We start from the raw sequence: 12420 nt of genomic DNA on the forward strand, positions 1-12420 counted from the left end.
GCGGCGCGGCGGCCGCCTGGGCGGCCTAGTCGAGGTAGTCGCGCAGCACCTGGGAACGGGACGGATGGCGCAGCTTCGACATGGTCTTGGACTCGATCTGGCGGATGCGCTCGCGGGTGACGCCGTACACCTTGCCGATCTCGTCGAGGGTCTTCGGCTGACCGTCGGTGAGACCGAAGCGCATGGAGACGACGCCCGCCTCGCGCTCGGACAGGGTGTCCAGGACGGAGTGCAGCTGCTCCTGCAGAAGCGTGAAGCTGACCGCGTCGGCCGGGACGACGGCCTCGGAGTCCTCGATGAGGTCGCCGAACTCGCTGTCGCCGTCCTCGCCCAGCGGGGTGTGCAGGGAGATGGGCTCGCGACCGTACTTCTGGACCTCGATGACCTTCTCCGGGGTCATGTCGAGTTCCTTGGCCAGCTCCTCCGGGGTGGGCTCACGGCCCAGGTCCTGGAGCATCTGGCGCTGCACGCGCGCGAGCTTGTTGATGACCTCGACCATGTGCACCGGGATACGGATGGTGCGGGCCTGGTCGGCCATCGCGCGGGTGATCGCCTGACGGATCCACCAGGTGGCATAGGTGGAGAACTTGTAGCCCTTGGTGTAGTCGAACTTCTCCACCGCGCGGATCAGACCGAGGTTGCCCTCCTGGATGAGGTCCAGGAAAAGCATGCCGCGGCCGGTGTAGCGCTTGGCCAGGGAGACCACCAGACGGAGGTTGGCCTCCAGGAGGTGGTTCTTGGCACGGCGCCCGTCCTCGGCGATGATCTCCAGCTCACGCTTGAGCTTCGGCGCCAGCTTGTCGGAGTTGGCCAGCTTGTCCTCGGCGAACAGACCGGCTTCGATCCGCTTGGCGAGCTCGACCTCCTGCTCGGCGTTGAGCAGGGGCACCTTGCCGATCTGCTTGAGGTAGTCCTTGACCGGGTCGGCGGTGGCACCGGCGGCGGCGACCTGCTGAGCGGGCGCGTCGTCCTCGTCCTCGTCGGACAGGACGAAACCGGCGTTCTCCGTGCCCTCCGGCTCCTCCGTCGCCTTGGTCTCCTCGACGGCCTCTTCGTCCGTCGCCTCGATGTCGTCCTTCTTGGCCGCGGTCTTCTTGGCGGCCGTCTTCCTGGCGGTGGTCTTCTTGGCGGCCGTCTTCCTGGCGGTGGTCTTCTTGGCAGCCGCCTTCTTGGCGGGCGCCTCCTCCTCGGCGACGGCGTCCGCGGCGGATGCGGCAGGTGTGGCTGAGGCGCTGGTCTTCCGGGTGGTCGTCGCCTTCGCCGCGACCGTCTTGGTGGCGGTGCGCTTGGCGGGACTCTTCGCTGCGACGCTCTTTCGGGTGCGCTTGGGCTCCGCGGCACTGACCATCAGCGTCACACCCTCTTCCTCGAGGATCTGGTTGAGGCTGCGCAGTACGTTCTTCCACTGAGTGGCCGGAATCTGGTCAGCTTCAAAGGCCCGACGCACGTCATCGCCGGCGATCTGCCCCTCAGCCTTTCCCCGCTCGATGAGCGCCATGACAGAGACGGATTCGGTGATCTCCGGCGGGAGCGTACGGGATGTGCTGGCCGACACGAACAACCTCTCGGAACGTTGAATAACGGCTTCCGGCCCCGTCCACGACGGACAGGAGCCGACCGCCGACTTGGGGATGGGCCGACGGTGCGGGCGGGGGCCGGGGAGGTGCACAGCGCCGTGAACGGCGTCCGTATTCCCTCCGCGACTGCCACCTCTTAGGTCATCGCGTTCTTTCCAGGAGTGTTACGCCCAATCCGCGTGGCCCGAGTCACATCCCGTAAGCGCCCGGAATCGATCAGACCGGGACAGAAACGGGCACTCGGGGGTGACAGCGGCACGGTGCCGGACCTTACGGCCCCTTCACCACTGTAGGACCCCGCGGGATCAAAGGTGATCCCGCGGGGCCCGGCAGGAGACGGCTCACCGGTCGGACGCTGCCACAGGAGGGGGTGGCACGCCGGACCTGGCCGCCTTCGGAACGCGGTCAGTGCTCGCGCGGAGGACACGCGGGGGCGTTCGGTGCGCGCGAGGGTTTCAGTGCTCGCGCGGGGCGGGCACCACGGGGTGGACCATCAGTAGCTGGCTCATGGCGGCCTCGGCCGCCTCGCCGTCACCGCCGGCGAGGGCGTCGACGATCTGGCCGTGGTGCGCGAGCGACGTCTCGTTGGGTCGCTCGCAGCCCGTGGCCGGCCCACCCGAGACCTGCAGCGCGGCGGACACGATCCCGGAGAGGTGCTCCAGCATGCGGTTGCCGGCGACCTGGATGAGCAGCGAATGGAACTCGGAGTCGGCCCGGGCGAAGGTCAGCGCGTCACCCTGTCCCATCGCGTGGCCCATGATCTCCACCATGTCGGACAGACGCTGCTGAACGTCCTCACGTCCGTGCCCGGCGGCGAGACGGGCGGCCAGCGGCTCGATCGTCCAGCGCAGCTCGCAGAGCTCACGGCGCTGGTCGTCCCGCTGAGGCCCGAAGGCCCGCCATTCGATGATGTCCGGGTCGAGGAGATTCCAGTCGCTGACCGGGCGCACGCGCGTACCGACGTTCGGGCGGGCGCTGACCAGGCCCTTGGCCTCCAGGACACGGAGCGATTCACGGACGACGGTGCGGGAGACCTCGAAACGCTGGCCGATCTCCTCGGGAACCAGGGGGCGGTCGGCTCCCAGATCACCCGAAACGATCATCTGACCCAGCTGCTGAACGAGTTGGCCGTGCAGCCCTCGTCCGCGGCTGCCCGCGGCGCGGCGGCTCGCGCGGCCCAGTTCGGGATCGGTGTCCCAGACAGGGGCCCCGGCGCGGCCGCCGACGGGCGTGTCGGCATAGGGGTAGCGGTCGATTTCGCCCGGGTTCGCGAGGCCGGAGTCTGCGGAGCGGGCGGTGGTCATCATGGTGTGCGCAAGGGTACTCACGCATCTTTTGTCGGCGCGGCTCCCAACTCCCTTGAGGAGTTTGGTGAAAAGCACACGAAAGGGTGATCGCTCACCCCGTCGCAATTGACGCCTTATCGGAAAGACGTGGGCTCTCCCCGGGGAGTTGTCGGCACGGACGGACCGATTGAGTCACGGCCGGTCGTCAACGGGCCCTGTTCCGCAAAGATGTGAGCAGATATGCGCAGAGCAACACCGCCAGCGACAACGTCAGGGCACCGCCCACAGGTTGGGCGAACATCCGCAACGCGCCCTCCAGGTACCGCTCGCCCCCGAAGGGCCACTGGAGCGGGAACATCTCACGCAGCCGCAGCGGCAACCCCGCCGCAGTCCGCACCGACGACCCGCTCACCGCTTTCCGCACCAGGGGCACCACGAGGAGGGGCACGGCGACGACCGCGGCGAGTCCGGCGGTGGTGGACCGGAAGATCCCCGCCGCCAGCACCCCCGTCCAGGCGCACCCGATCACGAGTCCGAGCCAACTCACCCCGAGCGGGAACCAGTCGCCGGGGACTTCGACGAGCTCCCGGCCGTACAAGAGATAGAGCACTTCGGCGTCGCACCCGATCGTCAGCACGGCCAGCACCAGCGCGGTGGCCGAGGCGACGAGGAGTTTCGCGGTCAGCAGCCCCAGGCGCCGGGGCACGCTGCCCCGGTCCGCCGCCAGAGCGGGGTGGCGGAACTCGTCGCCGGAAGCCAGCGCGCCGAGCAGCCCCGCCCCGAGGGCCGCGGGCGGCAGAGGCAACTCCCTGGGCCACGCTGCGAGCAGCCGCGGCTGCGGGGTGTGCCCGGTACGGGCCAGCAGTACCGCGGTGAGCACGGACACCGCGAGCACGACGGCGCCGACGAGGAACCCGGTACCGACACCGGTGACCCGACGGATCTCGTAGCGCACCGGACGAAGGGGGCGGGGGGCGGGACGGACCGAAATGAGAGGCGGCAGACCGCCCGAGGACTCCGGGAGACGGTATCCGCCAACGGCACGGGATCCGGCCGGGTTCTCAGCGGCGGAGGGCAGCGGGTCGGAGGACGGCTCGACAGCAGAGGACGGCTCGACGACGGAAGACGGCGTGGGGGCAGAGGTTGGCGTGGCGGAGGAAGGCGGCTCGCCCGAGGGAGCCGACGGCTGCTCGGTGTGCAGCGTGCCCGCCCCGGGACCCATGTCCCCCGTCTCGTCCGCGAGTTGGTGTACGACGACGCCGTTCCGGAACGCGATCTCACCCACGTCGGCGCAGGTACTGCCGTAGACGGAGATGTGGTTGCCCCCCTCCTGAGCAACCTCCACGGAACGCCGGGCGGCACGGGCCTCCTTGGCGAGCAGCGCGGACAGACGGGCGGCGTGCGGTGTGCGGACGGCGACGCGGGGGCGAAGTCGGGTGCGCGAGAAGTCCGCGGCCGGCTGGTCGGCCACGACCCGACCCCGCTCGAGGGTGACCACCCGGTCCGCGAGGCGCGCCGCCTCCTTGGGGTCGTCCGTCGTACTCAGAACGGTGCCGCCCCGGGCCGCGTAGGCCCGGAGCATGCCGTGGAGCCAGCGGTTCTCGCCGGCGGAGAGTCCGCGGGCGGGTTCGTCGAGCACGAGGGTGTGCGGGTCCGCCAGCAGTGCGCAGGCCAGCCCGAGGCGTCGGTCCATACCGCGCGAGAGCGTGCCGAGGCGTTCCTCGCGCAGGCTCACCAGCCCGACGACTTCGAGGACTTCGTCGGCACGGCGGACCGGGACTCCCGCGGCGGCGCACAGCATGCGCAGGTGTCCGCGGACGGTGCGTGCGGGGTGCCCCGGCACCTCACCCAGCAGCACGCCGACTTCACGGGACGGGTGGCCGATGCGGTGCAGGGGACGGCCTCTGAAGTGGGTGGTCCCACGGCCCGGTTGGAGTTCGAGCATGAGTCTGAGTACCGTCGTCTTGCCTGCGCCCGGCGCCCCGAGCAGCGCGGTGACGTGGCCTGCGTACGCCTCGAAGGAGACGTCGTCGACGGCGGGCGGAAGCTCTTTGCGGGGATTGCTGGTCAGTCCGAAGGCCTGGATCACCCGAAGCAAGATAGCGTGACATGCCGGATTTTTCGGGCATCACCAGACCTGTTGGGGATGGGGAATCAGCCGTGCGGGATCCGTGATGCACCCCCCGTGTCACACCTCGGGGCGCAGCATCGGCGGATTGAGCAGGGTGGCTCCGCCGGCTCGGAAGAGCTGAGCGGGGCGACCGCCCTGCCGGGTGGTCGTGCCACCCGTCGGAACCAGAAAGCCCGGTGTTCCCGTCACCTTGCGGTGGAAGTTGCGCGGGTCCAGCGCCACCCCCCACACCGCCTCGTAGACGCGGCGCAGCTCACCGACGGTGAACTCGGGCGGGCAGAAGGCCGTGGCCAGCGACGAGTACTCGATCTTGGAGCGGGCGCGCTCCACCCCGTCCGCCAGGATCTGAGCGTGGTCGAAGGCGAGGGGCACCGCCGGCTCGTCGCCTCTGCCGTACCCCGCCTGTTGCAGCATTTCCTCGACCGGGGCCCAACGCGCGTTGCTGGCGTCGCCACCCGCCCTGGGTGCGGGCAGGTCGGGAGCGAGTGCGAGGTGCGCGACGCTGACGACACGCATCCGGGGGTCGCGCTTGGGATCGCCGTAGGTGGCGAGCTGTTCCAGGTGTGCGCCGTCGGCCTGGGCGGGGGCAGCGGGGTCGTGCACCCGCAGCCCGGTCTCCTCCGCCAGTTCACGCGCCGCGGCCTGGGACAGGTCCTCGTCGGCCCGCACAAATCCGCCGGGCAGCGCCCACCGCCCCTGAAACGGCGGTTCGCCCCTGCGTACCGCCAGCGCGCACAGGGCATGGCGGCGCACGGTCAGCACGACCAGGTCCACGGTGACGGCGAAGGGCGGAAAGGCTGACGGGTCGTAGGACATGCGGCGATCATAGTCGTCTCCCTGACGATAAACACTCTCTTCGCTGACTCGTCGGCTCGCCGGTTCACCCTCTCACCCGCTCACCTGTGCGGCGGGGGCTCGGAGGGCGCGCCGTCCGCCGGCGGCATCGCCCTCCCGCTCAGTCACTGAGCCCGGTCACTCCACTCCCGCACTCCCCCGGCCCCGGGGCCGCGCACCTTCCGGCGAGGCCGTGCGACGAGAACGCGTGCCGCCCGGCCCCTCGTGCCCGGGGCGCTCCCCACCCGGACGCGTGCCACCGATCGCGGTACGGGGATTACGCGGCTCACGGGGAGCCGGGATCCGCGCGCTCGGCCGGCGTCCGTCCGAACGCGGCCGACTCGGGGACCCGTCACCGGTACCGGAGGCACGCGTGCGCCGTCGGCGGCGCGGTGACATCTCGTGTCGCACGGATGCCGCCTCCGCGGAAGGCGTGGCCCCCTCCCCGGCATCCGGCGCCCGCACGCCCGGCGCCCCGATGCCCTCCCCCTCTCCGGTCCCGGTGGCCGGGTCGGTGGCGGGAGCGGCCGGAGGGACCGGAGGGGCGGCGGCCGGGCCGCCGTGGTCCGTCTTCCCACGGCTCTCGCGTTCCGCTCGCAGGCATCGGCGGATCGATTCCGGGTCGAGGCCCTCGTTGCAGGCCTGGTGGAGAAGACGGGCGAAGAGGTAGTCGGGATCGGCGCCCAGGGCCATCGCAAGCGCCTCCCTGGCTTCCAGTTCGTCGCCGGTGGACCACGCGACCCAGCCGGCGAGCGTCAGGGGCGCCGCGGCGTGTTCGCCGTACGAACCGACGCAGCGGCGCGCCAGGGCCCGCCACAGCCGGAGCGCGGGACCTGCTTCCTCACCCTCCATCCACGCGGCCGCGCGGTCCCGGGTCGTCCGGTCCTGCAGACCGAGGATCAGCGTCGCCGCCTCGTCGTGCCGGAGCAGTTCGTCGTCCCGCAGATCCGCCGGGAGCATGCCGGGCACGGACGGGACGCCGGCGAGCCGGCCCATGATCTGCTCGGCCAGTTCCAGCGTCCTTTCGGCGACCTGGCATCGGCCCGCCGCGTCGAGGATCCTGGGGATCAGCGCCTTGCTGGCGGCGTCCAGGGCGGCTTCCTGTTCGACGGCGGCGTTCTCCCGCGGGAGGAACCTCGCCCTCAGCTCCCGCAGCGTGCCCCGGACCTGAAGTCCGGCGTAGGTCGCGGCGGCGGCCAGCACCGAGGTACCGGGCAGCCCCATCGGCGTCCCCTCCAGCGGACAGCATGCCTCGTCGGCACAGCAGTACGACCAGAAGCGGCCGTCCGACAGACACAGTGCCTCCACCACGGGGACGTCGAGGGCACCGCACTCCACGCGCAGCGCGTGAGCGAGCGGGCCCAACCGCTTCTTGACCCGCGCTCCGGGTTCGCGGCTGCCCGGTTCCTGGCAGAGGAAGACGACCATCTGCTCGGGCTTGGCGCCTCGGCGCTCGCTGCCCGTCACCAGCCCCTGGGCCAGTTGCCGGGCGGCCGCGGGCCAGTCGTCCTTGTTCGCGGGGATGCCGAGCCTGGCACGACCGCCGAACCGGCTCCGCCCGTCCTTGTCGTACAGGGCGACCAGGACGATGCTGTCCTCGGGCCGGTAGCCGAGGAGGTAGGGCAGCGCGTCGGCGAGTTCGGCGGGGGTGCGCAGCGTGACCTGCTGCGCGTCGCCGTGGTCGCCGTAGGCGGTGCAGGCGATGTCCTTCGTACGCCGTGGGTGCGTGTGCTCGCCGTCGTGCCTCCTCTGCCGTGAGAGCTCGGCGGGGTGGACGACGTCCTCGGGGTCCGGAAGGCCGGCGCGCTCGCCCCGCTTCCGCCCGGTGATGCCGTCGTTTTCGGAGGATCCGTTCGTTTCGCTGCGGTTCGTCATGAGAAGAAGATTTCGCGGATCGGGAAACCCTGCCCGCCCTGTGGACAACTCCCATCAGGAACACGTCATACGCCCGCCTGACCTGCACTTTCGCTTCCGCTGTGACCCGATTACCACACAAGGCCCATCCTCTCGCCGCCCCGCACCGCAGCCCGGCTGTCCTTGCCGTCCTGTTGTATGGGACTCATGGAGCACACGAACAACGCGGATCTCCGGACGGCGGCGGACGCCGTCCTCGCCCGGCTCGTCGGGGACGCCTCGGGAGAGGCCCGGCTGCGCGAGGACCAGTGGCGAGCGATCGAGGCGCTGGTCGCCGACAAGCGCCGGGCCCTGGTCGTCCAGCGCACGGGCTGGGGCAAGTCCGCGGTCTACTTCGTGGCCACGTCCCTGCTGCGGGCCCGGGGCAGCGGTCCCACAGTGATCGTCTCCCCCCTCCTGGCGCTGATGCGCAACCAGGTCGAGGCCGCGGCCAGAGCCGGTATCCACGCCCGCACCATCAACTCCTCCAACAGCGAGGAATGGGACACCGTCCAGACCGAGATCGCCGCGGGCGCGGTCGATGTCCTGCTGGTGAGTCCGGAGCGGCTGAACAACCCCGACTTCCGTGATCACGTACTGCCCAAACTCTCCGCCGCGACCGGACTCCTCGTGGTGGACGAGGCGCACTGCATCTCCGACTGGGGCCACGACTTCCGCCCCGACTACCGCCGGCTGCGCACCATGCTCACCGATCTCCCGCCCGGCGTGCCCGTCCTGGCCACCACCGCCACCGCCAACGCCCGGGTGACCGCCGACGTCGCGGAGCAACTCGGCACGGGAGGCACCTCTGACGCCCTGGTGCTGCGGGGTCCGCTGGACCGGGAGAGCCTGAGCCTGAGTGTGCTGCGCCTGCCGGACGCCGCGCACCGGATGGCCTGGCTCGCCGATCACCTCGACGAACTGCCGGGCTCCGGGATCGTCTACACCCTCACCGTGGCAGCCGCCGAAGAGGTGACCGCATTCCTGCGGCAGCGCGGCCACACCGTCGCCTCGTACACCGGCAAGACGGAGAACGCGGAACGGCAACAGTCGGAGGAGGACCTGCTCGCCAACAAGGTGAAGGCCCTGGTCGCCACCTCCGCCCTCGGTATGGGCTTCGACAAGCCGGACCTGGGATTCGTGGTCCACCTCGGCTCACCGTCCTCTCCCATCTCCTACTACCAGCAGGTCGGCCGCGCCGGCCGTGGTGTGCGCCATGCCGAAGTCCTGCTCCTTCCGGGCAAGGAGGACGAGGCGATCTGGACGTACTTCGCGTCCCTCGCCTTCCCCTCGGAGGAACTGGTGCGCCGCACACTCGACGTTCTCGGCCACGCGGACCGGCCCATGTCGTTGCCCGCCCTCGAACCCCTGGTCGAGCTGCGCCGCTCCCGGCTGGAGACCATGCTCAAGGTCCTCGACGTGGACGGGGCGGTGCGACGGGTCAAGGGAGGCTGGGTCGCGACCGGCCAGCCATGGACGTACGACGCCGAGCGGTACGCGTGGGTGGCCCGCCAGCGGGGAGCCGAACAGCAGGCAATGCGCGAGTACGCGACGACCGCGGACTGCCGGATGGAGTTCCTGCAGCGCCAGTTGGACGACGCGGGCGCGAAACCCTGCGGCCGCTGCGACAACTGCGCGGGCGCGCGCTACATCCCCGAAGCCTCTCCCGCGGCGCTCGAGGCGGCCCGCGTGGATCTCGACCGGGCGGGAGTAGAGGTGGAACCGCGGCGCATGTGGCCCACCGGGCTTCCGGCGATCGGCATGGACCTCAAGGGGCGCATTCCGGCCGGGGAACAGAGCGCTCAAGGCCGGGCGTTGGGGCGTCTGTCGGACATCGGCTGGGGCAACCGGCTGCGTCCGATGTTCGCGCCCCAGGCCCCGGACGGGCCTGCGCCCGACGACGTGGCGAAGGCCGTGGTGGATGTGCTGGCCGGCTGGGCCAAGGGGCCCGGCGGCTGGGCCTCGGGAGCGCCGGACGCCCAGCCCCGGCCGGTCGGTGTGGTCACCCTCCCCTCCCGCACCCGCCCCGCCCTGATCCACTCGCTGGGAGCGCACATCGCGGAGGTCGGACGCCTGCCCCTGCTGGGTTCCGTGCAGTACACGGACGAGGCCCGGCCGGCGTCCCGGAGCAACAGCGCGCAGCGTCTGAAGGCCCTCGACGGGGCGCTGGCCGTCCCTTCCTCTCTCGCCACGGCCCTCGCCGAGGCCGGGGGGCCGGTGCTTCTGGTGGACGACTACACGGAGACGGGCTGGACCCTCGCGGTCACGGCACGCCTGCTCCGGCGGGCCGGCGCCGAGGGGGTGCTGCCCCTGGTACTGGCCGTACAGGGCTGACACCCCGCGGGGACCGCGTCCGGCACACCGGGCAGGGATATAAGCCGCTGATCATGAGATACCGGTCTCCCCGCGTGATTGCTCGTTGCCGCATCCAGGTTCGACGGGAAGAATCGAGGTCCGCACCCGCACGGTTCGTCCGCCGATCAGGTTGGGCTCTGTTGCGTGCGCGCTCCCCGAAATCCGCCCCCGCCCTCAGTCCGGGCGTAGCCGAAGGGAGGACCGTGACCTTCGGATTCGCTTCGTCCTCGGCCGCATCACTGTCGACCTCCGCTACTCGTGTGCTCGAACCCGCGGAGTGGGCTGCCGCGGGAATTCCGCTGCTGCGCAACCCGCGTGAGGTCGTCAGCGGTCTGCACGCCCGGCATCGTCCCGGGCCGACGACCGCGGTCGTCGCCGTGCTCGACCCGGACGATCGACTGCGGGCGAGCGCTTCGTTCACCCGCCGTCCCGCCCCGGCGGACGGCTGGATGTTCCGTAACGCGCTGCTGTCCCAGTTGCGCCGGATCATCCCGCACGATCTGCGGCGCCGTACCCCGGTGCGTACCGCCGTACTGCTCTACTGCCGTGACGGCGACGCGCGTTGGACGGAGGAGGACGGCGCGTGGATGTGGGGGCTGCGGGACGCCTGCACGCTGCACGGGCTGCGCTGCGGGGCGTACATCACGCTGACCCGTGACGGCTGGCAGGTGCTCGGAGAGGGGCGCGGTGGGCGCCGGCCCACCGCCGAATCGGCGCCGGAGCCGTTCGCCACGGCCGAGGCACCGCCGCGGATACCACGCACCGGCGGTGTCGCGTCCGAGGTCCTGCGCCGCGCGGCGGCACGCTGAGGGCCGACGGTGCTCCCCTGGACCGGGACCTGGCGCCCGCACCGACGGGCGCCAGGGCGTCGGCTCAGACGCCCGCGTTCGTCACCGAGTTGATCCGCTTCGGGTCGCCGCAGACGATCAGCAGAGCGGTGGCCTTGGCGTGGGCGACGGACAGGGCCGACGCGGCCACCGACTCGGAACCGCCGTTGACGGCGACCACGACGACGGGCCGCGCCCCGGCGCGCTCCGCACCGGCGACGTCCGTGTGGAAGACGTCGTCACCGGCGTCGTGCAGAGCCCAGTAGGACGCTTCACCGAAGGACAGCTCGTGGGTGACCCACGGATGCGGCTCGCCGGTGGTGATCACCAGCACGTCGCCCGGGGAACGGCCCGAGTCCAGCAGCAGGTCCACGGCTTCCTCGGCGGCGTCGAGCGCCCCCTGGACCGAGGCCGGAATGAGCTGGATCTGGGTGCCGTCCGCGGCAGCGGCGGCCGGCTTCGGAGGGACGGGCCCGGCCGCCGCAGCGGCATCGCGTGGCGTGCGTTGCGCCGGGGGCGCCGGCCGGGCCGGGCCGGGACGACCGGGACGCGGCGGAGCCACAGGGCGGGGACCGGGTACGGGGCGGGGGGTCGGCGCGGTACGGCTGCTGGCCGGAGTGGCGCGGGGACCCTGGGCACTCTCGTGAATCTGAGGCTCCTCGGGAATGAGAGGCATGGGCTGATTTTTATCAAACGTTGGTACGGCTCGCGCCACCGGGTGGCACATGAGTGCGAACGGAACCGTCAGAAGTCGAAGCCGAGCTGGCCCTCGATCTCCGGAACGCTTCCGTCCGCCCGGCTGCGGACCTTCTTGAGATGCCGCCACTGGGGCAGCGCATCAAGATACGCCCACGACAACCGGTGGTAGGGGGTGGGCCCCCGGACCTCCAGCGCGGCCCTGTGCACGGGTGACGGATACCCGGCGTTGTCCGCAAAACCGAAGTCTGCATGGTCGGCACCCAGTTCGGCCATCATTTTGTCGCGGTGCACCTTGGCGATCACCGAGGCCGCCGCGACCGCCACGCACGACTGATCGCCCTTGATCACGGTTCGGACCCGCCAGGGCGCCCCGAGATAGTCGTGCTTGCCGTCGAGTATCACCGCGTCGGGCCGGACCGGCAGCGCCTCGAGCGCGCGTACCGCCGCCAGCCGCAGCGCGGCCGTCATCCCCAGCTGGTCGATCTCCTCGTGGGACGCGTGCCCCAGGGCGTACGACGTCACCCAACTCCTCAGCGTCCGGTCGAGTTCGGCGCGCCGCTTGACGGTGAGGAGCTTGGAGTCGGTGAGACCTTCAGGGGGCCGACGCAGTCCGGTGATCGCCGCGCAGACGGTGACGGGACCGGCCCAGGCGCCGCGCCCCACCTCGTCGACACCTGCGACGATCTTCGCCCCGGTCGTGGCGCGGAGAGAGCGCTCGACGGTGTGAGTCGGTGGTTCGTACGGCATGGCGCCCTTAGCGTACGCCGACCGGAACGGCCCGCGACACCCAGGTTCCCCGAACGATGTCACGGTCCACG

The 12420-nt window shown here is 71.2% G+C and carries 9 protein-coding genes; 2 read left to right on the forward strand and 7 right to left on the reverse strand.

The features are described from left to right. Positions 1-25: 25 nt before the first annotated feature. From AC6F7H_RS04580 to AC6F7H_RS04600, 5 genes are all read right to left on the reverse strand, one after another. Entirely contained in the window at positions 26-1555 is a 1530-nt protein-coding gene (locus AC6F7H_RS04580) for an RNA polymerase sigma factor (protein ID WP_500755368.1), read from the reverse strand. Positions 1556-2032: 477 nt separating this feature from the next. Next, the gene (locus AC6F7H_RS04585; RefSeq protein WP_500755370.1) at positions 2033-2905 is read right to left on the reverse strand and encodes a FadR/GntR family transcriptional regulator; all 873 of its coding nucleotides are present in this window, start codon (positions 2903-2905) and stop codon (positions 2033-2035) included. Between the two features lie 163 nt (positions 2906-3068). Beyond that, entirely contained in the window at positions 3069-4952 is a 1884-nt protein-coding gene (locus AC6F7H_RS04590; RefSeq protein WP_500755371.1) for an ABC transporter ATP-binding protein, read from the reverse strand. A gap of 99 nt (positions 4953-5051) precedes the next feature. Further along, complete coding sequence (locus AC6F7H_RS04595) at positions 5052-5810, reverse strand: NUDIX hydrolase (RefSeq protein WP_500755373.1); 759 nt, start codon at positions 5808-5810, stop codon at positions 5052-5054. A 156-nt stretch (positions 5811-5966) separates the two neighbouring features. Further along, positions 5967-7703: a DUF4192 domain-containing protein gene (locus AC6F7H_RS04600; RefSeq protein WP_500755374.1), complete on the reverse strand. Its 1737-nt coding sequence runs from the start codon at positions 7701-7703 to the stop codon at positions 5967-5969. Positions 7704-7889: 186 nt separating this feature from the next. On the opposite strand from AC6F7H_RS04600, the gene AC6F7H_RS04605 reads away from it, so the two are divergent. Next, entirely contained in the window at positions 7890-10055 is a 2166-nt protein-coding gene (locus AC6F7H_RS04605; protein WP_500755376.1) for a RecQ family ATP-dependent DNA helicase, read from the forward strand. A gap of 224 nt (positions 10056-10279) precedes the next feature. Further along, positions 10280-10885, forward strand: coding sequence for a hypothetical protein (locus AC6F7H_RS04610; protein WP_500755377.1), 606 nt, complete (start codon positions 10280-10282; stop codon positions 10883-10885). A gap of 64 nt (positions 10886-10949) precedes the next feature. On the opposite strand, the gene AC6F7H_RS04615 is transcribed toward AC6F7H_RS04610, so the two are convergent. Together AC6F7H_RS04615 and rnhB are read right to left on the reverse strand one after the other, a co-directional pair. Continuing rightward, positions 10950-11579 (reverse strand): hypothetical protein, encoded by a 630-nt coding sequence (locus tag AC6F7H_RS04615; RefSeq protein ID WP_500755378.1) that lies wholly within the window; start codon positions 11577-11579, stop codon positions 10950-10952. Positions 11580-11647: 68 nt separating this feature from the next. Then, complete coding sequence (gene rnhB, locus AC6F7H_RS04620) at positions 11648-12349, reverse strand: ribonuclease HII (protein WP_500755379.1); 702 nt, start codon at positions 12347-12349, stop codon at positions 11648-11650. Positions 12350-12420: the final 71 nt, after the last annotated feature.

This window comes from Streptomyces sp. MMS24-W38 (assembly GCF_059889265.1).

Bases quoted from the DNA above. Each gene is read 5' to 3' on its own strand.
- AC6F7H_RS04595 (WP_500755373.1), bottom strand. From the start codon at position 5,810: ATGTCCTACGACCCGTCAGCCTTTCCGCCCTTCGCCGTCACCGTGGAC.
- AC6F7H_RS04600 (WP_500755374.1), bottom strand. From the start codon at position 7,703: ATGACGAACCGCAGCGAAACGAACGGATCCTCCGAAAACGACGGCATC.
- AC6F7H_RS04605 (WP_500755376.1), top strand. From the start codon at position 7,890: ATGGAGCACACGAACAACGCGGATCTCCGGACGGCGGCGGACGCCGTC.
- AC6F7H_RS04615 (WP_500755378.1), bottom strand. From the start codon at position 11,579: ATGCCTCTCATTCCCGAGGAGCCTCAGATTCACGAGAGTGCCCAGGGT.
- rnhB (WP_500755379.1), bottom strand. From the start codon at position 12,349: ATGCCGTACGAACCACCGACTCACACCGTCGAGCGCTCTCTCCGCGCC.